Annotated in this window: 23 protein-coding genes; 18 read left to right on the forward strand and 5 right to left on the reverse strand. The window is 72.0% G+C overall.

Translation table 11 applies throughout. The features are described 5' to 3' along the window. Nucleotides 1–43: 43 nt before the first annotated feature. Nucleotides 44–2,083 (forward strand): acyltransferase family protein, encoded by a 2,040-nt coding sequence (locus ACI3EY_RS13135; RefSeq protein ID WP_405040675.1) that lies wholly within the window; start codon nt 44–46, stop codon nt 2,081–2,083. On the opposite strand, the gene ACI3EY_RS13140 is transcribed toward ACI3EY_RS13135, so the two are convergent. Both ACI3EY_RS13140 and ACI3EY_RS13145 read right to left on the reverse strand, forming a co-directional pair. Next, nucleotides 2,080–2,760 (reverse strand): hypothetical protein, encoded by a 681-nt coding sequence (locus ACI3EY_RS13140; RefSeq protein WP_405040676.1) that lies wholly within the window; start codon nt 2,758–2,760, stop codon nt 2,080–2,082. The two genes, ACI3EY_RS13135 and ACI3EY_RS13140, sit on opposite strands and share 4 nt — an antisense overlap. A gap of 101 nt (nt 2,761–2,861) precedes the next feature. Next, nucleotides 2,862–4,112 (reverse strand): ATP-grasp domain-containing protein, encoded by a 1,251-nt coding sequence (locus ACI3EY_RS13145; RefSeq protein WP_405040677.1) that lies wholly within the window; start codon nt 4,110–4,112, stop codon nt 2,862–2,864. A 158-nt stretch (nt 4,113–4,270) separates the two neighbouring features. On the opposite strand from ACI3EY_RS13145, the gene ACI3EY_RS13150 reads away from it, so the two are divergent. Further along, on the forward strand, nt 4,271–4,729 hold the full coding sequence (locus ACI3EY_RS13150; protein WP_405040678.1) for a DUF3817 domain-containing protein: 459 nt from the start codon (nt 4,271–4,273) through the stop codon (nt 4,727–4,729). Nucleotides 4,730–4,962: 233 nt separating this feature from the next. Continuing rightward, nucleotides 4,963–5,904, forward strand: coding sequence for a DUF559 domain-containing protein (locus ACI3EY_RS13155; protein ID WP_405040679.1), 942 nt, complete (start codon nt 4,963–4,965; stop codon nt 5,902–5,904). Nucleotides 5,905–6,081: 177 nt separating this feature from the next. Here ACI3EY_RS13155 and ACI3EY_RS13160 read toward each other — a convergent pair whose 3' ends face one another. Next, a complete protein-coding gene (locus ACI3EY_RS13160; protein WP_405040680.1) occupies nt 6,082–6,825 on the reverse strand; it encodes an esterase family protein in 744 nt (247 codons plus the stop codon). Between the two features lie 167 nt (nt 6,826–6,992). On the opposite strand from ACI3EY_RS13160, the gene ACI3EY_RS13165 reads away from it, so the two are divergent. The 8 genes from ACI3EY_RS13165 (at nt 6,993) to ACI3EY_RS13200 (ending at nt 14,392) form a co-directional block, all read left to right on the forward strand. Further along, the gene (locus tag ACI3EY_RS13165; protein ID WP_405036670.1) at nt 6,993–7,397 is read left to right on the forward strand and encodes a hypothetical protein; all 405 of its coding nucleotides are present in this window, start codon (nt 6,993–6,995) and stop codon (nt 7,395–7,397) included. 52 nt (nt 7,398–7,449) lie between these two features. Further along, a complete protein-coding gene (locus ACI3EY_RS13170) occupies nt 7,450–8,718 on the forward strand; it encodes a sensor histidine kinase (RefSeq protein ID WP_405040681.1) in 1,269 nt (422 codons plus the stop codon). Further along, nucleotides 8,715–9,380, forward strand: coding sequence for a response regulator (locus tag ACI3EY_RS13175; protein ID WP_405040682.1), 666 nt, complete (start codon nt 8,715–8,717; stop codon nt 9,378–9,380). The genes ACI3EY_RS13170 and ACI3EY_RS13175 overlap by 4 nt, the downstream gene beginning before the upstream one ends. A gap of 156 nt (nt 9,381–9,536) precedes the next feature. Beyond that, nucleotides 9,537–10,253 carry a 4-hydroxy-tetrahydrodipicolinate reductase gene (locus ACI3EY_RS13180; RefSeq protein ID WP_405040683.1) on the forward strand — a complete coding sequence of 239 codons (717 nt, stop codon included), beginning with the start codon at nt 9,537–9,539 and terminating at the stop codon, nt 10,251–10,253. Continuing rightward, nucleotides 10,250–11,260: a 4-hydroxy-tetrahydrodipicolinate synthase gene (gene dapA / locus ACI3EY_RS13185; RefSeq protein ID WP_405040684.1), complete on the forward strand. Its 1,011-nt coding sequence runs from the start codon at nt 10,250–10,252 to the stop codon at nt 11,258–11,260. The genes ACI3EY_RS13180 and dapA overlap by 4 nt, the downstream gene beginning before the upstream one ends. Next, nucleotides 11,257–12,069, forward strand: coding sequence for a 2,3,4,5-tetrahydropyridine-2,6-dicarboxylate N-succinyltransferase (locus ACI3EY_RS13190; protein WP_405040685.1), 813 nt, complete (start codon nt 11,257–11,259; stop codon nt 12,067–12,069). Before dapA ends, ACI3EY_RS13190 begins: the two co-directional genes overlap by 4 nt. Beyond that, nucleotides 12,066–13,199 (forward strand): pyridoxal phosphate-dependent aminotransferase, encoded by a 1,134-nt coding sequence (locus ACI3EY_RS13195; RefSeq protein WP_405040686.1) that lies wholly within the window; start codon nt 12,066–12,068, stop codon nt 13,197–13,199. The genes ACI3EY_RS13190 and ACI3EY_RS13195 overlap by 4 nt, the downstream gene beginning before the upstream one ends. Beyond that, a complete protein-coding gene (locus ACI3EY_RS13200; protein WP_405040687.1) occupies nt 13,196–14,392 on the forward strand; it encodes a type III PLP-dependent enzyme domain-containing protein in 1,197 nt (398 codons plus the stop codon). Before ACI3EY_RS13195 ends, ACI3EY_RS13200 begins: the two co-directional genes overlap by 4 nt. 134 nt (nt 14,393–14,526) lie before the next feature. Here the strand turns inward: ACI3EY_RS13200 and ACI3EY_RS13205 are convergent, their stop codons facing one another. Next, nucleotides 14,527–15,054, reverse strand: a complete 528-nt coding sequence (locus ACI3EY_RS13205; protein WP_405040688.1) for a GNAT family N-acetyltransferase — start codon at nt 15,052–15,054, stop codon at nt 14,527–14,529. Between the two features lie 60 nt (nt 15,055–15,114). Beyond that, on the reverse strand, nt 15,115–15,618 hold the full coding sequence (locus tag ACI3EY_RS13210; protein ID WP_405040689.1) for an Lrp/AsnC family transcriptional regulator: 504 nt from the start codon (nt 15,616–15,618) through the stop codon (nt 15,115–15,117). A 101-nt stretch (nt 15,619–15,719) separates the two neighbouring features. On the opposite strand from ACI3EY_RS13210, the gene pdhA reads away from it, so the two are divergent. From pdhA to ACI3EY_RS13245, 7 genes are all read left to right on the forward strand, one after another. Next, the gene (pdhA, locus tag ACI3EY_RS13215) at nt 15,720–16,850 is read left to right on the forward strand and encodes a pyruvate dehydrogenase (acetyl-transferring) E1 component subunit alpha (protein WP_405040690.1); all 1,131 of its coding nucleotides are present in this window, start codon (nt 15,720–15,722) and stop codon (nt 16,848–16,850) included. Next, on the forward strand, nt 16,847–17,914 hold the full coding sequence (locus tag ACI3EY_RS13220; RefSeq protein ID WP_405040691.1) for an alpha-ketoacid dehydrogenase subunit beta: 1,068 nt from the start codon (nt 16,847–16,849) through the stop codon (nt 17,912–17,914). Before pdhA ends, ACI3EY_RS13220 begins: the two co-directional genes overlap by 4 nt. After that, the gene (locus ACI3EY_RS13225; RefSeq protein ID WP_405040692.1) at nt 17,911–19,299 is read left to right on the forward strand and encodes a dihydrolipoamide acetyltransferase family protein; all 1,389 of its coding nucleotides are present in this window, start codon (nt 17,911–17,913) and stop codon (nt 19,297–19,299) included. The genes ACI3EY_RS13220 and ACI3EY_RS13225 overlap by 4 nt, the downstream gene beginning before the upstream one ends. 12 nt (nt 19,300–19,311) lie before the next feature. Continuing rightward, on the forward strand, nt 19,312–20,244 hold the full coding sequence (locus tag ACI3EY_RS13230) for an aminoglycoside phosphotransferase family protein (protein WP_405040693.1): 933 nt from the start codon (nt 19,312–19,314) through the stop codon (nt 20,242–20,244). Nucleotides 20,245–20,360: 116 nt separating this feature from the next. Further along, a complete protein-coding gene (locus tag ACI3EY_RS13235; RefSeq protein WP_405040694.1) occupies nt 20,361–20,825 on the forward strand; it encodes a YbaK/EbsC family protein in 465 nt (154 codons plus the stop codon). 42 nt (nt 20,826–20,867) lie between these two features. Next, nucleotides 20,868–21,260 (forward strand): hypothetical protein, encoded by a 393-nt coding sequence (locus ACI3EY_RS13240; protein WP_405040695.1) that lies wholly within the window; start codon nt 20,868–20,870, stop codon nt 21,258–21,260. 13 nt (nt 21,261–21,273) lie between these two features. Beyond that, nucleotides 21,274–21,492, forward strand: coding sequence for a hypothetical protein (locus tag ACI3EY_RS13245; protein WP_405040696.1), 219 nt, complete (start codon nt 21,274–21,276; stop codon nt 21,490–21,492). The last annotated feature ends 56 nt before the right edge of the window (nt 21,493–21,548 follow it).

Here is a 21,548-nt window from a genome sequence, read left to right on the forward strand (position 1 = left end):
GACATTGAGTCCACGTGCAGGTTCTGCCCCCCGCCTTTCCCACGTGCAGGCACTGAGGGCCCTTGCCGTGGGCGCCGTCGTGCTATTCCACTTCTGGCCGCAGGCCTTGCCCGGTGGCTTCCTGGGCGTCGACATCTTCTTCGTCATCTCAGGGTTCTTGATCACGAACGGGATCGTCCGGCAGGTCGACCGAGGCACCTTCTCCTTCCGTCAGTTCTACGTCCGCCGGGTCCGCCGACTGATCCCGGCCGCGGCGCTGGTAGCACTCGTGTCCGGGGTGGTCGCGTGGTTCATCCAGCCGGTCAGCCTCTGGTGGGGCACCTTCTCCGAGCTGCTCGCATCGACCCTCTACGTCCAGAACTGGTTGCTGGTGCAGAGGGGTGACGACTACTTCGCGGGCACTCCCTCTCTCGCCCAGCACTACTGGTCACTCTCGGTCGAGGAGCAGTTCTATCTCCTGTGGCCGATGATCATCGTGATGGCGGCATGGGTGGGGCGCCGTCGGGGCAGTGCACGCAGCGGGATCATCGTGGGGCTGGGGCTGGTCACGCTGGTGTCCTTCATCGCCTCGGTCGTGACCACCCCCGACAACTGGCAGCTCTCGTTCTACGCCACGCATGTGCGCGCCTGGGAGTTCGGCGTGGGTGCCCTGCTGGCTCTGGTCATGACACCGGGCCTGAGCCGTGGCGCCTGGCACGCAGTCGCCGGATGGTGCGGGGCTCTCATCCTCGCTGCGTGTCTCTTCGTCTACCAGGGGACCTGGCCCTTCCCGGGATGGATCGCCGCGGTGCCGGTCCTCGCGACAGCGATGTGCCTGTGGGGCGGATTCGGCACCGGCCGACTCGGGCTCAGCCGGCTCACGATGTCGGCACCTGTGCAGTGGCTGGGCGACATCTCCTACTCGCTCTACCTCTGGCACTGGCCCGTCATCGTTCTGGCGCCCTGGGCGGTCGGTGCCGAACCAGGCCACGCCACCCAGCTGATGCTGCTGGTCCTGTGTCTGGCGCTGGCATGGCTCACCAAGATCCATGTCGAGGACCGCTTCCGTGGGGGTGGGCCGAAGGACGGCCGTCGGGCACCCGGGGTGCCTCGGCCGGCGCTGCTGGCAAGCACGGCTCTACCGTTGCTCGTCGTCACAGGGTGCGTGGTGCAGCTGAGCATCATCGGACTAGCCGCGGGTCGAGCCGCCGACCTCGAGGAGCGCGCCCTCTCGCAGGGCCTGGACTGCTACGGCTCCGGCGCAGTGACCGATCCCGGGTGTGGTCCGCCCTTCGGCGACGAGCTCATCCCGACGCTCGCCATGGCGCTGAGCGAGTTCACGCAATCGCCCGAGAACGAGCAGTGCATGCAGGTCGTCACCCGCTCTGCCATCCTCCGGTGCGAGTTCGGCGATCCCACGTCCGAGACCACCGTCGCTCTGGCGGGTGACTCCCACGGGCTCGGATGGCTACCCGCTGCGCAGGTCGCGGCAGAGCAGCGGGGCTGGCGCCTCGTGACCTACCTCAGGGGAGCCTGCCCGGTCAACGCGGCCGTCACCGAACGCTACGTCCCCGGAGAGCAAGAACTGTGCGAAGACTGGTCCGAGGCTGTCATCGACGACATCGCGGCCGACCCCGAGATCGACCTCGTCATGACGGCCGCCCTGAACACCGTCACCTGGGTTCCCGACTCAGGATCGTCCCCGTACGAGACCGGCACCGACGGCTACGTGCAGGCATGGACACGGTGGGTGGACTCCGGCAAACGGGTGGTCGTGATGGAGGAGACGCCGCTGCCTCGTCCCGACGTGCTCGAATGCCTGTCCCAACACCCTGCGGCGTCGTGCGGACGACCTGAGGCGGACGCTGATCAGCCGCGCCCGAGCCCGCTCCACGCCGCCGCGCGACGCATGGTGGCCGACGACCTGCCGGTCGACCTCGTTCCGGTACGGCACCTGTTCTGCGCTGACGGCACCTGCCCGGCGGCGGCAGGCAACGTCGTGGTCTACGTCGACCACGACCACGTCTCACAGGCCTACATGCGGACGCTGGGGCCGCAGGTCGGCGGGTCCTGGGACGCCGCGCCGGACGGACCGGCGGGCTAGGAAGGTCGTCCCGCAGGAACCTGCTCCCCCGTGGGGCGGGTGGACCCCACGAACCGCAGTCGGGCCTCCACCACGAACAGCAGGAAGCCGACTGCCAGGAGCAGCTCGACCACTTCCTGGAACCGTGGTGGACCCTCCCCCGCCTCGAGCCCGAGCAGACCGAGGGCGGGCACGGCGTAGTCGATGTACACGTAGTACGCCAGGACCGGGAGGAACCACCACACCACCTCACGCGACGGCGCGTAGGCATACCCCGGGCGCAGCCACCGCACGTGACGGACGACCCAGCGACCCACACCCACGCCCCACAGACCGATCAGGATGTAAAGGGCGTGCAGTGCATACCGGTCGAGAAGGTTGTGCAGGTTGGCCTCGTCCTGCAGGTTGGCTTCGACGAGCGCAGGTGGCCCTTCGAAGCCGAGGAGACGCTGGCCCCAGCTGACCTCCTCCCCCGCGATGAAGAAGAACCCCATGCAGAGCACGACATACGCCACTGCAGTCAACCGGAGGTTCCGCCACAACCGTGGCACGAGCGTAGCCGCGACCCCGAGAGCGAGCAGGTAGCCGATCACCGTCGCCCACTCCACCACCCCGTCCTCACCCGTCCCCCAGAGGTAGCCGTCGAGATGGGCGAGGTAGACCACCCCGGCGCCGAGCAACACCACGGCCGGAGACACGACCAGCAGGAGAACACGGGGTGCTGCGGGCAATCGACGCCACGGTGAGTCAGGGCTGTTTCTCATGCACCATGGTACCGAGATGGGCTGCCCGGCCCTGCCTACCCTTCCAGGCTCCGCTGGTCGGTGGCCCACATCCCGGTCAGCCCCCGGAAGTGCTCGATGAACTTCTCGTGCTCGTGCGGCGGGTAGTGCCCGCGCACGGTGTCCACCAGCAGGTCATCGAAGTCGGAGGAGGTGGCCCACTCCAGCACCCGCTCGGGCAGGTGCGGCAGGTGCTGCTCGCACCACTGCCAGTACTGCTCGGTCTCGAACTCGTCGTCCGCGAGCGTCCGGTAGGCCTGCATCTTCTCCAGGTAGCTGCGGTCCGGGTCGTCCGCGATCTCGAAGTAGCTGCGCGGGTTGCGGACACCGATCGCCGACTTGCGCCCGGTCACCAGGCAGTACGCCGACCAGCGCACGAGGGCGGTGATCGCCCACGGGAAGTAGTAGTGCAGCGAGGTGATCGCGACGTCCGGGCAGGCGTTGGCGTAGTCGATCGGGTGCACCTCGTCGCCGGCGACGAGCATCTCCGCGGAGTTGAACTCCCAGCCGAAGAAGGCGTTGACGACCTTGCTGACCGTCTCGGCCTCCCAGCCGGCCTGCGGGGAGAGGAAGTCGTGGCTGACGGCATACCGGTTGTGCATCGGCTGCTCCGGACGGAAGTCCATCACCATCGTCTCCGGCCCGATGGTCAGCGCCCGGGCGAAGTGGTCGTAGTCGACCGTGGCCTGCAGGTGCATGAGCATGTTGCCGGACTCGTCGTAGGCCTTGTGCAGCGTCTCGACGTCGTCGACGCGGGAGACACCGCGCCAGCCGCCGCCGTCGAAGGGCTTCATGAAGAGCGGGTAGCCCACCTCCTCGGCGATCGCCTCCAGGTCGAAGGGGTCGTTGTACTTGGCCGCGGTGTAGGCCCAACGGGTGTTGTCGACCGGGTTCTTGTAGGGCACCAGGACGGTCTTGGGGATCTTCATCCCGAGCCGCAGCATCGCCACGTAGGCGCTGTGCTTCTCCATCGACTGGAAGGTGAAGGGGCTGTTGAGCAGGTAGGTGTCGTTCATCAGCGAGGTCTTCTTCAGCCACTCGCGCGGGTGGTAGTACCAGTACGCGAGCCGGTCGATGACGAGCTCGTGGCGGACCGGGTCGGTCAGGTCGAAGGGGTGGATCCTGACTCGCTCGCTGGTGAGGGTATGCGTCGTCCCCCCGACGTCGATGCCGCCCACCTGGGCGAGCACGGACTCGAAGGCCCGGGGCCAGTCCTCCTCGGCACCGAGCAGCAGACCGATCAGGTGGGTGCGCACGTCATTGGCCATGACCGGAACGTTATCGCCTCGTCGCCCGCGCGTCAGCGGTTGGTCCGGACGAGTCGGCGGCGGGCGCGGCAGCAGGACGACTGAGGGAGCGGCATACCCGTCCGTCGGCCGTGGGAGGGCCGTCGTGGCCCGGCGGGACGGTGCGGGAGAATCGGTGCATGACCCCTCCTGGACCTGGCCGGCTGCTCCGTGTCCTCGCCGATGCCGAGGCGGTGACCTGGGCGCTGCTGCTGACCGGGATGGTGCTCAAGTACGTCACCGACACCACCGACCTGGGCGTGAGCATCGCCGGGCCGATTCACGGCTTCGTGTTCCTGGCCTACTGCGTGGTCACGGTCGTCGTCGGCATCGACCAGAGGTGGGGCGGAAGAACCGTCCTGCTGGGGCTGCTGAGCGCGATCCCGCCGTTCGTGACCATCCCGTTCGAGAAGTGGGTGCGCCGCAACGACCTGGTCGGCGGGCAGTGGCGGCTCCGCTCACCGGAGGCCGCGACCACCGCCCCCGAGCGCGCCCTGGCCCTCGTACTGCGCCGTCCCGGGGCCTCGGCACTGGTCGCCCTGGTGCTCGTCAGCGCCGTCTTCGCGGGCCTGCTGGCGCTCGGGCCACCGGTCGGCTGACCGGTCGCCCGTCCCGGTCGCCGCTGGCGGCCCAGCCCTCCCCGCTGGCGGCCACCGCGGTGGCTACAGGTAGCCAGGGCAACCCCTACCTACCGCGGTGCATGCGGCCCCCACCCTCACCGCGGTGGCAGGGGGTAGCCAGGGCAGCACGTACCCACCGCGGTATGCCGTGCTGAGCGCCCTCCTGTGGATACCGCCAGCGCGGGGCGGCCATGCCGCGGCACGCTGGCGCCATGAGCTCGGTCATCTCCCGCCGTCAGGCGCTCGCGGAGGGCACCTCCATCGGTGCTCTCCGCTATCGGGTCGACCGTGGCGACTGGCAGCAGGTCTTCCGAGCGACCTACGTCCGGCATACCGGCGAGGTCACCTGGCTGGAGCGGGTCGAGGCAGCCACACTCTCCCGTGGCGTCGCTGCCGTGGTCAGCCTGCGATGCGCACTGCACCTGTGGGGTCTGCACCCCGAGCAGCCGAGCATCATCACCCTGGCGGAGCACTTCGACACCCACCGCAGCTCATCGCTGGACGGCGTGAGGACCCGCCGACGCCGGCGGCTGACGGTGGCCCGGCGCTACGGCATACCGGTGACGACACTCCCCCAGACCGTGCTCGATGTGATCGCCCTGCGCCCCCAGGACGTGGATGGGTCGATGGCGCTGATCACGCGGGCGGTCTCGTCCCGCAAGGTCACCGTCGCGCAGCTCAGGGCCGAGCTGGTGCACCACCCGCGCCACCCGGCCGGTGACCTGCTGCGCGAGGCCCTGACCGCAGCTGAGGAAGGCCTGGGCAGTCCAGCCGAGGTCAGGTACGCCCGCGACGTCGAGGAGGCGCACGGGCTGCCGCGGATGCAACGGCAGAGCCCGTTGGACCGTGAGGACGGCCGGGCCGGGGTGCGCCGCCTGGACTTCCGCGACACGGCACGGCGGCTGGCCGTCGAGATCGACGGTGCGCTGTGGCACCGGGAGCGCCAGCTGGTCGACCGCCGTCGCGACCGGGAGGTCGCCGGGCAGGGCGGAGTGGTCCTCCGGGCGGGATGGGTCGAGGTGGTCAGCCACCCCTGCCGGCTCGCCGCCGATGTCGCCGCCGCCCAGCAGGCACGCGGCTGGACGGGCTCACCGCGGCCCTGCGGGCATACCTGCGCCGTGGGGTCGGACCCGCGGTTCGCTGAGGTCGGCTGACCGGCCCTCACTCTCGCCGATCGACCTCGCGCCGGGGATCGGCCTCACCGCGGTGGCAAGAGGTCGCCATGGCAACACCTACCTACCGCGGTGGGCCCAAGGGGCGACCTGACCGCGGTGGCAAAAGGTCGCCATGACAACACCTACCCACCGCGGTGGCCCACGGGCGAGGGACGGTCAGCAGAAGCGCGGCAGGTGGTGCGCCAGCTGCTTGCGCCACCACGGCCAGTCGTGCGCGCTGTCGTGGCCCCACAGGTCCAGCTCGTGCGGTATGCCCTTGGACGCCAGGATCTCGGCCATCCGCTGCGCCCCGGGCAGGGACCGGGTCGGGTGCACCTCGAACGCGCCCTGGCCGGCCACCAGCAGCACGTTCGCCCGGGACCGGACCCAGTCGAGGTGCTCGCCCTCCATCCCGGACACGTAGGCGGTCGGGTTGGCGAAGTAGGTGGCCTCCCCCATCTCGCCCCACCCGTGCCACGAGCTGGGATCGAAGTTGCCGGACAGGCTGATCCCCACCGGGAAGAGGTCGGGCCGTTTGAGCGCGAAGTTCACCGCGTGGAAGCCGCCCATGCTGGCACCGACGGTGACGATCCCCCGGTGCCCCGGTGAGTCGGCGTCGATGAGCGGCACCACCGTGTCGAGGACCCAGTGCTCGTAGCCGCCGTGCCGACGCGCGCGCTCCTCCGTCGGCAGGCTGTTGTCGCTCCAGGTCAGGTGGTCCATCGAGTCCACGCAGTAGAGCTTGACCCGTCCCCCCTCGATGAGGTCGGCGATCCCCTCGAGCATCCCGTTGTTCTCGAAGTCCCAGGCCCGGCCCGCCTCGGAGGGGAAGACCAGCACCGGACGGCCCCAGTGCCCGTACCGGATGACGCTTCCCCGGCCCACGTCCTGCGTGTCGAGGTCGATCTGCTCGCGCTCCATGATGTTCCTCTCGGGACGACGTCGTGCGGCCGACGTGGGGGCAAGCCTGCCACAAGAGACGTGCGCCCACCGGTCTCGACTGTCCCCCTGTGTGCGGATGCGGGGGGCACGGAAATCGTCCTGCAGGATGACGCGCCGACTGCACGGGACCCAGCAGACTGGCACCCGTGCAGTCGAGCAGACACGTCCACATCGTCGTAGGCGGTGACGACGGGACCAGTGGTCGGACCCTAGGTCTGGCCGAGGTCATCTCCTCCGATGTGGTCGTCATGAGGTTGGGCGACAGGGAGCCCATCCCCACGCTTCCGCTGCACGCGGTGCTCGTCCCTGCCGCTGCAGGGGGTGGCAGGGACGAGCACATCCCGGTGGCCGAGGTGATCCTGCCCGACGGCGAGATCTCCTGCGTGGCCCTGCGGCTCGGGCGTCCTCTGCCCGCCGCGGACGGGAGCTCCTCCGTCACCACGCTGTCCATGAGCAGCAAGCACATCGGCCGCGTCGCCGAGGCCGGCGGCGGGGTGCACGCCAAGGACAACCCCTGGTACTGCAAGGTGTTCCCACAGTTCTGCCGTTAGGTTCGACCTCACGCCACGGACCCGGACCGACGACGAGACGAGGGCAGCACCCATGAGCAGGACGCAGGTTCTCGCTGCCGCTCCCTCCCGCCCCGGCCTCCGGCTCCGCGGCCGGGACCCGGCGGTGGTGCTGGTCGCCTTCGCGCTGGAGGTCTTCACCTCCGGGGCCGGCCTCGGGGCAACCCCGTCCACCGTCGACGCCGAGGCTCTCGTGCCCCGATGGCTCGTCGTCGCGGTGGTGGCGCTGATGGCCGGGCTGCTCCTGCTGCGTCGGCGGTACCCGATGGTGGTCTTCCTGGCCGAGGTCGCGCTGAGCTCGCTGCTGATCGCCGTGGTCGCGCCGGCCCAGCCGGTCTTCTGCGTCCTGGTCGCGCTCTACTCGGCCGCGTCCCGCGGCACCCGCACCCAGAGCCTGGCCACGCTGCCGATCTCCGTGGCCTACGTCGGGATGATCATGTGGTCGATCATCCGCTTCTACGACGAGCCGATCGGGCCCGGGGAGTGGTTGTTCCCCGCCGTCGGCTTCACCTTCCTCATGATCGTCATCTGGGCCCTGGGCCGGCGTGACTGGGTCTACCGCAACCGCACCGCGGACCTGCGGGACGAGCTGGTGGTGCGCGGCGAGCAGGCCGCGGCTGCGGAACGGCAACGCATCGCCCGCGAGCTGCACGACATCGTCGCCCACTCGGTGAGCGCGATGATGATGCAGGCGGCCGGGGCGAGGGCGATGACCCGGTCGGTGGCCCGCGACGTCCCCGAGGACGGGCGGCTGACCACCGTGGAGGAGGCGCTGGGCACCATCGAGAACACGGGCGCGCAGAGCATGCGCGAGCTGCACCGGCTGCTGGGGGTGCTGCGGGACGGGCCCGTCGACGAGGACGGCGCGCTGGACCTGGCCCGCGACCGGACCTCCAGCACCCAGCCCGGACTCGCTGACCTGGAGGACCTGATCGAGGTGCCGCGGCAGAGCGGGCTCATCATCGAGGTGCACCACTCCGGGGTGCGGCAGACGGTGGACCCCTCGGTCGGCGGGACGGCATACCGGGTGGTGCAGGAGTCGCTGACCAACGCGCTCAAGCACGCCGGCCGCGGCGCGGTGGTCGACATCTACCTGTCCTGGCAGGGCAAGGACCTGCAGGTGCAGGTGCGCTCGCGCGGTATGCAGGACGCGCGCCGACCGGGCACCCCCAACAGCGGCGCAGGGCTGCGCGGCCTGCACGAGCGGGTGGGCCTGGTCGGCGGCAGCTTCCACGCCGGGTGGGGCGGCGAGGAGTTCGTCACCACCGCCGTCCTGCCGGTGCACCCGGGCGGCACCCGATGAGCGTGCGGGTGGTGATCGCCGACGACCAGCGCGAGGTGCGCCACGGGCTGTCCATGCTGCTCTCGGCCGAGGACGACCTCGAGGTCGTCGGCCTCGCCGAGGACGGGGCACGAGCCTGCGAGCTCGCGGCGCGGGAACGCCCGGACGTGGTCGTCATGGACATCCGGATGCCCGGCGTCGACGGGATCGAGGCCACCCGACGCATCGTGCAGGAACGGGACGGCGACGACGAGGTGACCACCGTGCTGGTGCTCACCACCTTCGACCACGACGACGCGCTCTACGGGGCGCTGCGGGCCGGCGCCTCCGGCTACATGCTCAAGGACGCGGCGCCCAGCAGGCTGCCGGACGCGATCCGCCGGGTCGCCGACGGCGGGTCCTGGATCGACCCGGGGGTGGCCGGCAAGGTCATCGACACGCTGCGCCGGACGGCGCCCAAGGACGCCGCCGGCCTGCCCGACCTCACCGTCCTGTCCAAGCGGGAGCTCGAGGTGCTGACCCTGATGGGTGAGGCCCCCTCCAACACCGACCTCGCCTCGATGCTGTGCGTGTCCGAGTCGACGGTGAAGACGCACATCTCCCGGCTGCTGATGAAGACCGGCTCCGCGGAGCGCTCCCAGCTGGTGGCGTTGGCCTACAAGTCGGGCCTCGTCCGGCCCTGAGGGCATACCGACTTGGCGAGGGTCAGCGGGAGGACCCGGGCGCCCCACCAGGGCCTGCCGGAGATCGTCCGGTCATTCGGACATCTCACCGGAAATGCCGTCTGACCTGCGAAAACACCGTTTGAAGGACCCGTCGGACGGCGGCATACTCGACGGGTGCCCACCTCCATCGGACTGCTCGGCACCGGACGCCTGGGAACGGCCGTCCGGCGCCTCGCCGACGACCGCGACGACGTCCAGGTCGCCTGGGCGGTCGGTCGCGGACCCGTCCCGCAGACGCCGGTCGACGTCGCCATCGACGTCAGCACTGCGCAGGCCGTGGCCGGCCACCTGGACTGGGCCCGCCGCACCGGCACCGACCTCGTGATCGGCACCACCGGCTGGGACACCGACCTGCTCAGCGCGCCCGAGACCGGCATCAGGGTCCTGGTGGCCCCGAACTTCTCCCTCGGCGTCGCGCTGGTGAGCGCGCTGGTCCGGGCGCTCGGCGGGTATGCCGACACCACCGGCATCCCCACCGACCTCGCCGTCACCGAGACCCACCACCGGCACAAGGTGGACTCCCCCAGTGGCACCGCGCTCGCGCTGCGCGACGCCGTGGCGCACGGCGCCGGTCAGCAGCCAGACAGGGTGCAGACCACCAGCCTGCGCCTGGGTGAGGTGGTCGGTGACCACGAGGTCAGTGCGACCTCGGCACTGGAGACCATCTCGGTGCGGCACACCGCGCACGACCGCGACCTCTTCGCCCATGGCGCCCTGGACGCGGCGCTGTGGCTGGCCGCCCGGCCCGCGCCGGGCACCTACACCCTCGACGACCTGGCGCAGACCCACCTGCGCACCCTGCTCGACCCCCCACAGAAGGAGTCACGATGAGCACCACCCTCAGCGCTGCCCCGTTCGCCGGTCTCGGCGTCGCCCTGGCGACCCCGTTCTCCACCGGCACCGACGCCGTCGGGGGGGCGCACAAGCCCGCGGTCGACCACGCAGCCTTCGCCCGCCTGGTCACCCACACGCTGGCCGACGGCAAGGGCGTGGACTGGCTGGTGGTGCTCGGCTCCACCGGCGAGGCCGCCACCGTCGACGACAGCGAGCGGCACGCCCTGGTGCGCCAGGCGGTCGAGCTGTCCGCCCGCGCCGACCGGCCGGTGCCGGTGGTCGTCGGGATCGGCCACAACGACACGGTCCGCACCTGCGAGCTGGCCGCCCAGGCCGCGGCAACCGGCGCCGACGCCGTCCTGGTGGTGACCCCGTTCTACAACAAGCCGCAGGTCAGCGGCCTGGTGGCGCACTATCGTGCGGTCGCTGAGGCCGCCGACGGGCTGCCCGTCATCGCCTACAACGTGCCCGGGCGCACCGGCTGCAACATCACCCCGGACGCGATGCGCCGGCTCTGGTCCATCGACCAGGTCGTGGCCGTGAAGGAGAGCTCCGGCGACCTGCGCCAGGTGGCCCGGATGTGCCAGGAGGCGCCGGAGGGCCGCGCCGTGCTGGCCGGTGACGACGACCTCGCGCTGGCCGCGGTCGCGGTCGGCGCGCAGGGCCTGGTCTCGGTGTGCGCCAACGTGGCACCGGTCGAGACGGCCCGCCTGGTGCGCGCCGCCCTGGCCGGGGACCTGCGCGCGGCACGCTCCGCCGCCGGGCTGCTGGCGCCGCTGATGGAGGCGATGTTCGTCGAGACGAACCCTGTCCCGGTCAAGGCGGCGCTGGCCTGCCTCGGGCTGGGCACCGCCCACGTCCGGCTGCCGCTGTCCCCCGCCGAGCCGCAGACCTGGACCCAGGTGCAGACCGCGCTGGCCCAGCTGCAGTCCGCCCGCCGTGGCGGCCTGGCCGCCCTGCCGGTCGCGACCGTCCCCGACGACGCCGCGGCGCTCGCCTCGTGAGCAGCGTGCAGACGACCACCTCGTTGGAGCAGGTCTTCGCCGAGGGCGCCGACACCCCGGTCACGGCCGAGGACGTCGAGCAGCTGCTCATCGCCCTCGAGGACGGCACCGCCCGGGCCGCCACCCGGGGTGAGGACGGCGCCTGGGAGGCGCACCCGTGGGTGAAGCGCGGGATCCTGGCAGCCTTCCGGCTGAGCGGGACCGTCGAGATGGACTGGCCCGGCGGGGCGGTCGACAAGTCGCTGGTGCCGGCGCGCCGGATCGTCGCTGACGACGGCGTCCGCCTGGTGCCCGGCGGGACCTCGGTGCGGCGGGGCGCCCACCTGGCCCCCGGGGTGGTGGTGATGCCCCCCAGCTACGTCAACGTCGGCGCCCACGTCGGCGCCGGGTCGATGATCGACAGCCACGTGCTGGTCGGCTCCTGCGCGCAGGTCGGGACCGGGGTGCACCTGTCCACCGCGGTGCAGCTCGGCGGGGTGCTGGAGCCGGTCGGGGCACGGCCCGTCGTGGTCGAGGACGACGTCTTCGTCGGGGCCCAGTGCGGGCTCTACGAGGGGGTCGTGGTGCGCCGAGGTGCCGTCCTCGCCCCCGGGGTGGTGCTCACCTCCGGCACCACCGTCTACGACCTGGTGCAGGAGCGGGAGCTGCGCGGGGAGATCCCGGAGAACGCCGTCGTGGTCCCCGGGTCGCGGCCGGCGCGCGGCGAGTACGCGGCCGGGCTCGGTCTCTCGCTCTACGCCCCGGTGATCGTCAAGTACCGGGACGCGTCCACCGACGCCGCCACGGCGCTCGAGGAGTCGCTGCGGTGAACCCCGCCGCCAGGGTGGCGGGCCAGGGCCTGTCACCGATCCGACGCATGTCCGTGGGCGCTCCTGCGGGCACGGTCGACCTGGGCCTCGGGGAGCCCGGGTGGGCACTGCCCGCGCCGGCCCGACGGGCGCTGGCGGGGCTTGGCACCGACGACCGGTCCCAGGAGCCGTTGCCCTACGGCCCCAACACCTCCGACCCGGGCCTCGTCGAGGCGATCGGCACCTTCACCGGCCGGACGGCGCCGGCGGAGGTGATGGTGACCTCCGGCTCGCAGGCGGCGCTCTTCGCGCTCTTCAGCGCGTATGTCGACCCCGGCACCGTGGTCCTCGTGCCCGACCCGGGCTTCGTGGCCTACCCGACCCTCGCCCGGCTGTGCGGCGCCCGGCCGGTCGGCTACCCGCTGGACGAAGACGGCGACCTCGACGCGGACGCGCTGGTGCGGGTGCTGGGCGAGCACCCGCATACCTCGATGGTGGTGCTCAACCACCCGTCCAACCCGACCGGCGGCCTGGCCGGCCCCGCCGCGCTGGAGCGGGTCGCGCAGGCCTGCGTCCGGCGGGACGTGCTGCTGGTCAGCGACGAGGTGTATGCCGAGCTGTGGCTGCAGGACGCCCCCGCCTCGTTGCACGACGCGGCTGGCCCGGAGGCCGGGGTCGTGCTCGGCTCGGTCAGCAAGGCGTTCGCCGCCCCCGGCCTGCGCGTCGGCTGGGCGGTCGGCACCGAGCAGGTGCTGGCCCCGGCCCGGCTCGTGCACAACGCGATGACCACCGCCCCCGCGCGCCCCTCGCAGGTGGCGGCGCACGCGCTGCTGGAGGCCGCCGGGGAGGTGCTCCCCGCGGCCCGCGAGCAGTTGCGTCGGCGTGCCGGGACCGTCGGGCAGCTTGCCCCGGGCCTGCCCGGACGTCCCGTGCGGGCGGGGCTCTACCTGTGGCTGCCGGTGCCGGCGGGGGTGGACCCCGGGGAGACCGAGGCGTTCGCCCTGCGGCTGCGCGACGAGGGTGGCGTGACGACGATCCCGGGGACCGCCTTCGGTGCGCGCGGGGCAGGCTTCCTGCGCGTGAGCCTGGGCGGGCCTACGGATGACCTCGAGGAAGGACTGCGGCGCCTGGCGCCCTGGTGGAAGGCATGATCTTGACCGCTGCGACGACCGACCTGTTCGCCTTCGACGAGCCCGCCCTGGAGCGGCTCGCGACGGAGCACCCGAGCCCGTTCTTCGGCTACCACCTGGGCACGGCCCGTGAGCGCTACCGGCTGCTGCGGACCGCGCTGCCCGCCCGGGTGCGGCTCGCCTACGCGGTGAAGTCCAACCCGGGGCTGCCCCTGCTCGAGGCCTTCGCCGCCGAGGGTGCGTGGTTCGACTGCGCGAGCGCCGGTGAGGTGTCGACGGCACTGGCGGCGGGGGGCACCGGCGCAGGCATGGTCTTCGCCGGCCCGGCCAAGTCCGAGCGGGACCTGCAGGCGGCCCTGTTCGCCGGTGCCCGGGTCCAGGTGGACGGGATCGAGGACGTGGCCCGGCTGCATACCCTGCACACCGGGGAGCGACCCCTGAAGGTGAGCGTGCGGGTGAACCCGTTGGGGGGTGTGTCGGAGGCCGCCACCATCATCGGTGGTGGTGGGCCGAGCGCGTTCGGTGTGGACGAGGAGGTGCTGGACGACTTCGTGGACGAGGCGGCGCGCTACGACCGCGTCTCGATCACCGGGTTGCAGGTCTTCTCCGCCAGCAACGAGCTCGACGCGGGACGGCTGCTCACCAACCACCGCACGGCGCTGCGGATCGGGCACCACCTGCAGGAGCGGCTCGGCCGCGACCTCGAGCTGATCGACATCGGCGGCGGTCTCGGCATCCGGTACGCCCTGGACGAGCCGAGCCTGGACGTCCGGGCGGTCGGTGCCGGGCTGGGTCGGATCCTCACCGAGAACCCCTGGTTCACCGGTGAGCTGCTGCTCGAGCCCGGCCGCTGGCTCTCCGGGCCGACCGGCGTCTACGGCGCGCGGGTGGTGCGGACCAAGGAGTCCCGCGGGGAGCGTTTCGCGATGCTCGAGGGGGGCATCAACCACCTCCTCCGTCCGCTGCTCACCGGCCAGTCGTTCCCGACCCTGGTCGTCCGACCCGGCGTCGGGGTGGTGGGTGGGGAGCACTCCCCGACCACGCTGGCCGGGCCGCTGTGCACCTCGCTGGACCGGGTCGGCACCGGGGACCTGCCGCTGGACCTGCGCGCCGGTGACACCGTCGTCTTCGGGCAGACCGGGGCGTATGCCGTCACCCAGGCGATGAGCAACTTCCTCTCGCACCCGGTGCCGGACGAGGTCTGGGTGGGGTGAGGACCCTCCGGCCGCCCTGGCGGTAGCCTCCTCGACCGTCGTGGTGGGTCATGAACCCATGCCTGTGCAGGAACGGTGTGTCACATCCGCTGCCCCGACGACGGATGTGACACACCGTTCCTGCACATCAATGGCTACAAGCCCGGCAGCGGCTCCACCTGCGGCCACGGGTCGTCAACCAGCCGCCCGTAGGTGAGCACGTCCACCCGCTCCCCGTCGACGAGGAACTTCCCTCGCTCCCGCCCCTCCTGCACGAAGCCGGCGGCCTCGGCGACCGCGCCCGAGGCCGGGTTGTTCACCCGGTGACCCAGCTCGAGCCGCTCAAGGCCAGAACCGAGCAGGTGGTCGGCCACCGTGGCCACCGCCCGGGCCGTCACCCCCCGGCCCCGGTGCTGCCCGTGCATCCAGTAGAAGACCCATGCGCTGCGGTTGGCCATGTCCACGGTGGCCGCGACCAGCCCGACCATCACGTCCCGGTGGGTCACCGCGACGGAGCGCCGCGACTCCTCCAGCAGCCAGGAGACGTACTCCCCCGCACTCGCCTCGTCCACCACGGGACCCTGCCGATCCATGTCGGGAGCCGAGGTGAACGCGTCCAGCACGGCAGCGGCGTCCTCCGGGACGACCGGGCGCAGGGCATACGTCGAGGTCATCGGCTGCATGCCCCCACGGTAGGTGCCCGCCTGGCCAGGGCGAGGCGATGGGTGAGCCGACCGCACCTGTCAGCCCGGCGTCCCCCTCCACTCCTCGAAGATCAGCCAGGTCCGGGTGGCGCGCACCCCCGGCACCGCCTGGATCCGGCTCAGGACGACGTCGCGCAGCTCCTGGTTGTCCCGGACGCGCACCTCCACCAGCATGTCGAAGTCGGCGCCCACCATCGCCACCCGCTGCACGCCCGGCAGCTGCGCCAGCGCGTCCAGCACCTCCCGCCAGACCCCCTGCTCGATCGACACCGAGACGTTGGCCGCCGTGGTCAGCCCGAGCTTGTCCGGGTCGACCTGGGCGGCGTACCCGGTGATCACCCGGTCCCGGTGCAACCGCTCCAGCCGCGAGTATGCCGTCGCCCGGCTCACGTGCAGCCGCTCCGCGAGCGCCCGGACCGAGAGCCGGCCGTCGCGGCGCAGCTCGGCGACGATCTCCCGGTCGGTGTCGTCCAGGGCCACAGCCACCTGTCCGGACGGACCTCGACCACCCTGCCCCGCACCGGACTCCTGGCTCTCCGTCATGGCCTCAGCGTGCCATATGCCTGGAGATCCGGACTTCTGTAGAGCGGATGGGCCCTACCGCGCGACGATGAGCCCCAGACGTCTACCTGGAGGACTCACCGATGAGCGACATCTCCGCGCTGCTCCCCTGCCCGGAGCCGGTGCAGCTGCTGGCCCCCGACGGCACCCAAGTCGAGCCGGGCGAGCTGGCCACCGCCCGCGGCTACGCCATGCCCGAGCCCGAGGCGCTGCTCGAGGTGTGGCGGCACATGGTCCTCGGCCGGCGCTTCGACGCCCAGGCCACCGCGCTGACCAAACAGGGTCGGCTCGCGGTCTACCCCAGCTCCCGCGGCCAGGACGCCTGCCAGGTGGCACCGATCCTGGCGCTGGCCGAGCAGGACTGGCTCTTCCCCACCTACCGGGACTCGATGGCGCTGGTCACCCACGGCATCGACCCGATGCAGGTGCTGACCCTGCTCCGCGGCGACTGGCACTGCGGCTACGACCCGCAGGTCACCCGGACCGCCCCGCAGTGCACCCCGCTGGCCACCCAGGCCGTGCACGCCTCCGGCACCGCGCACGGGCTGACCCGCCGTGGCAGCGACGGCATCGCGCTCTGCCTCATCGGGGACGGCGCGACCAGCGAGGGCGACTTCCACGAGGGCCTGAACTTCGCCGCCGTCTTCGAGGCCCCGGCCGTCTTCCTGGTGCAGAACAACAAGTACGCGATCTCGGTGCCGCTGGCCAAGCAGACGAAGGCCCCGGCGCTGGCCTACAAGGGCGTCGGCTACGGGGTGCGCAGCGAGCAGGTGGACGGCAACGACCCGGCCGCCGTGCTCGCGGTGATGCGTGCCGCCTACGAGCACGCCCGCTCCGGCGGCGGCCCGGTCCTGGTGGAGGCGCACACCTACCGGATGGAGGCGCACACCAACGCCGACGACGCCACCCGCTACCGCACCGCGGACGAGGTCGACGGCTGGACCGGCCAGGACCCGATCGTCCGGCTGCAGACCTACCTCGTCGAGCAGGGGCACCTGGACGAGGCCCGGATCGAGCAGGTGCGTGCCGAGGCCGAGGAGCTGGCCGCCGACCTGCGCACCCGGATGAACGCGGAGTCCGTCGTGGAGCCGCTCTCGCTCTTCGACCACGTGTACGCCGAGCCCACCCCGCAGCTGGTCGAGCAGCGCGAGATGGTGCGCCGGGAGATCAGCGAGAGCGCGCATACCCTCGAGCCGACGGAGGCCCGCCCGTGACCACCCTCACCTACGCCAAGGCGCTCAACACCGCGCTGCGCGACGCGATGACCGAAGACCCGGACGTGCTCGTCCTCGGTGAGGACGTCGGCGCGCTCGGCGGGGTCTTCCGGATCACCGACGGGCTCACCCGTGACTTCGGCGAGGACCGCTGCGTGGACACCCCGCTGGCCGAGGCCGGGATCGCCGGCTTCGCGGTCGGGCTGTGCCTGCAGGGCTTCCGCCCGGTCATCGAGATGCAGTTCGACGCCTTCGGCTACCCCGCCTTCGAGCAGGTCGTCTCGCACATCGCCAAGATGCGGAACCGGACCGCCGGCAAGGTCACCCTGCCGATGGTCATCCGCATCCCGTATGCCGGTGGGATCGGCGGGGTCGAGCACCACTGCGACTCCTCCGAGGGCTACTACGTGCACACCCCCGGGCTGCACGTGGTGACGCCGGCGACCCCGGCCGACGCCTACTCGCTGCTGCGCGAGGCGATCGCCTCCGACGACCCGGTCGTCTTCATGGAGCCCAAGCCGCTCTACTGGAGCAAGGGCGAGGTCGACACGGCCACCCGCACCGAGCCGATCGGGACGGCCGCCGTGCGCCGGGAGGGCAGCGACGTCACCCTGATCACCTACGGCCCGCAGCTGCCCGGGGCGCTGAAGGCCGCCGAGGTCGCCGCCGCCGAGGAGGACTGGGACGTCGAGGTCATCGACCTGCGCACCCTGGTGCCCTTCGACGACGCCGCCGTGGAGGCCTCCGTGCGCCGGACCGGGCGCGCGGTGGTGCTCGCCGAGGCCCAGGGTTTCGCCGGGATGGGCGCCGAGATCGCTGCCCGCGTGCAAGAACGCTGCTTCCACAGCCTGGCCGCGCCGGTGCTGCGGGTGACCGGGCTGGACATCCCCTACCCGCCGCCGAAGCTGGAGCACACGCACCTGCCCGGGGTGGACCGGATCCTGGACACCATCGCGCGGCTGCAGTGGGACGACGAGCCGGACCTGACCCACGCGGGTGCGGGAACGGACGCAGCCGCCGACGCGAGCGCGGACGCGGATGCCGGACAGGGGGCCCGGGCATGAGCCAGGTGTTCCGGCTGCCGGACCTCGGCGAGGGACTGACCGAGGCCGAGGTCGTGGAATGGTCCGTGTCGGTCGGCGACGAGGTGGTGGTCGACCAGGAGGTGGTCACCGTCGAGACGGCCAAGGCCGCCGTCGCGGTCCCCTGCCCGTATGCCGGCACCGTCACCGCCGTGCACGCGCAGGCCGGCGAGGTCCTGCCGGTGGGCGAGCCGCTGATCACGATCGGGGGCACAGAGCGGGGCACTGAGCCCGGCGCCGGTGCGTCGGGGGCTGCCGGTGGTGCCGCAGGCGCCGGGGGTGAGCAGTACCGGACGGAGGAACGGGCCGGGACGGCCTCCCCCGCCGACGGTGAGGAACAGCCCGAACGCCCGCTCATCGGGTACGGGGCCGGGGAGACACCGGCGCGACGACGCCGCGTTGCGCGGCGGCATACCCCGTCCGCGACGAGCCCCACCGTGCCGACCCAGGCGCAGACCTCTACTCGACCGAGCGTCGCCCGTGGTGGCCAGGCACCCCGGGTGATCTCACCCCTGGTGCGCCAGCTGGCCAAGGAGTATGCCGTCGACCTCGCCGCGGTGCGCCCCGGACCGACCGGCGTGATCCGCCGGGCCGACCTGGAGGCATACCGGCAGCAGACGCAGCACCGTCCGGACCCCACGCACGCCACCAGCCCCACCCCGGACGCGGAGAAGCGGGAGCGGCGGATCCCGATCCAGGGCGTGCAGCGGATCATGGTCGAGCGGCTGACCACGTCCCGCCGCGAGATCCCCGACGCCACCACCTGGGTGGACGTCGATGCGACCCGCTTGATGAAGGTCAAGGACCAGCTGAGGACGACCCACCCGGACGCCGGGATCGGCGTGCTTCCGCTGCTGGCGCGGATGGTCGTCGCCGGGCTGGGCGCCTACCCGGCGCTGAACTCCTCGGTCGACACCGACGCCGGGGAGATCGTCCACCACGGGGCGGTCAACCTGGGGTTCGCCGCCCAGAGCCCGCGCGGCCTGGTGGTGCCCGTGGTGCGCGGAGCGGATGCGATGACGACGACCGAGCTGGCCGCCGCGCTGCGCGAGCTGACCACCGCCGCCCGGGAGGGACGGCTCACCCCCACCGACCTCACCGGCGGCACCTTCACCCTCAACAACTACGGCGTGTTCGGGGTCGACGGCTCCACCCCGATCATCAACCACCCCGAGGCGGCGATGCTCGGGGTGGGGCGGATCGTCGACAAGCCGTGGGCGCACCGGGGGAAGGTGAAGGTCCGCAAGTTGACCCAGCTGTCCTTCACCTTCGACCACCGGGTCTGCGACGGCGGCGTCGCGGGCGGGTTCCTGCGTCATGTCGCCGACCTGGTGGAGCACCCGGCCGGGCTCCTCGCCGACGTCTGAGACCATCACCGGGTGGAGCAGCCCGAGGTGGTGGAGCTGGCGCGGCAACGGCCGTGGTCCGGCCAGGACTGGGCCGTCGACCTGCTGGCGGCGTTCCCGGAGGTGCTGGCCCGCACCGTCGACAGGTGGGGCCTGGTCATCGAGCGGGCGCACACCGACGGGGTCGGCCTGCCCGTGCTCGAGGTACGCCGCGGTGACGAGCCCGCGGTGGTGAAGTTCGACGACGCCGGCACCGACCTGCCGCAGCAGGTGCGGGTGATGTCCGCGGCCCAGGGACGGGGGTACGCCCGGGTGCTCGACCACGCGGACGACCTCGGTGCGGCGCTGCTGGAACGGCTGGGCCCCTCGTTGGCGCAGACCACGCCCGACGGGGTGGAGCAGGTCGACGTGCTGGTCGGGTTGCTGGAGCAGGCGTGGGAGCTGCCGTTGGCGGTGGCCAGCCAGGACCGGCCTGGGGAGAAGGCCGAGCAGCTGCTGGCCAACGTCGAGACCGAGGTCGCCGAGGGTGGGTGGGTGCACCGGCACCGGGCCTCCCTCGACCGGGCAGCCGGCCTGGCCAGCGACCTGGTCGCCGACCCGGGGACCGACGTGGTCGTCGCGCACGGCGACCCGCACAGCCTCAATGCCCTGCGACGCGGCACCGGGCACGCGTTCATCGACCCCGACGGGTTCCTCTGCGAGCGCGAGTACGACGTGGGGGTCGTGCTGCGGGACCTGATGACCGAGATCGACACCCTGGGCCGCACCGAGGGCGGCGCGTCCGCCCGCCGGTGGCACGAGGCGCAGGTGACGAGGGTGTCCGGGCGGCTGGACGTCGACGCCGACCGGGTGTCCGCGTGGGCCTTCACCGAGCGAGTGTGCACCGGGATCTGGCTGCACCGGCTGGGGTTCGAGGACGAGGCGGAGCACTGGCTCGCGAGCGCCGACCTCCTCACCACCTCCTGACCGGGCGTCTCGAATTGCCTGACCGAGCGTCTCGGGTTGCCTAACCGGGCGTCCCGGATTGCCGGACCGGGCGTCTCCCCGTGCCGGCGCGGCGGCATACGGCAGACTCCCGCGGTATGCACCCCACGAACCAGGTCGTCCACGACGCCGTCGCGGCGGCCGGCATCGCCCCGAGGCTGGTCTGGCTCGACGAGCACGCGCGCACGGCGGCCCTCGCCGCTGCGCAGATCGGCTGCGACGTCGCCGCCATCGCGAACAGCCTGATCTTCGAGTGTGACGGGGAGCCGCTGCTCGTCATGGCCAGCGGGGCGGCGAAGGTCGACACCGACCTCATCGCGCGCACGCTCGGCGCCGAGCGGGTCGGGAGAGCCGACGCCGCCTTCGTCCGGCGAGCGACGGGCCAGGCCATCGGAGGCGTGGCACCGACCGGACATCCCGCGCCCCTGCGCACCCTCGTGGACGTCGAGCTGGCGCGCTTCGACGAGGTCTGGACCGCCGGGGGCACGCCCGACACGGTGATGCCGCTGACCTACGAGGCGTTGCTCAGGCTCACCGGCGGTACCCCCACCACCGTCCGCTGAAGCGACCCTGGACAGCGTGTCCGGGTGGCGCAAGAATGGGCCATGACGCCCCCCGCCACGCAGACCGCCGGGCCCGGTTCGTGGTTCCGTCCGCTGCTGACCATCCTGTTGCTGGGCCTCTCCGTGTGGTGGCTGGCGCTGGTCGCGCTGCGCCTCGGGCTGGAGCCGCGAACCGATGACGCAGGGAACGTCGTCCTCGACGAGTTCCAGCGCACCAAGGACATCCTTCTCGTGGTGCTGCCACTCACCACCACGGCGCTGGGCTACTGGTTCGGCGCCCAGGGGAAGACCGAGGCCGAGGCAAAGGCGGTGGAGGCCGAGAAGGAGGCCACCCAGGCCAACGCAGCCCTGACCGCCGTCGTGGACAGCTCCTCGGTGCCGCACCTGCTGACACAGGCACGGAAGAACTACCCGCAGGCGTTCGAGAAGCGGTGAGAGGACGTCGGACATGGTGATGCGGCATACCGAGGACGACGGGGAGCTCAGTGTCTTCGCGGCGGACGACCAGCTGCTCTTCGCCTGCAGCAAAGGACACTTCTGGATCGTCGACGCGCAGCAGCAGGGATCGGCCGCAGCAGTCGGGGGCCCGGCGTCGATGACGTCCCGGTCGTGGCAGGACCTCGGCGCCAGGTTCGGCGACGACGTCGTCCACCTCCTCCGGGACTAGGGACGCTGCCCCGGTCGCAGCACAATGCTCGCCCGGTCAGAGCACGACGCTCGCCC

The sequence above is a fragment of the Serinicoccus shuyuelongi genome, from assembly GCF_045032955.1.
Lineage (GTDB): Bacteria > Actinomycetota > Actinomycetes > Actinomycetales > Dermatophilaceae > Ornithinicoccus.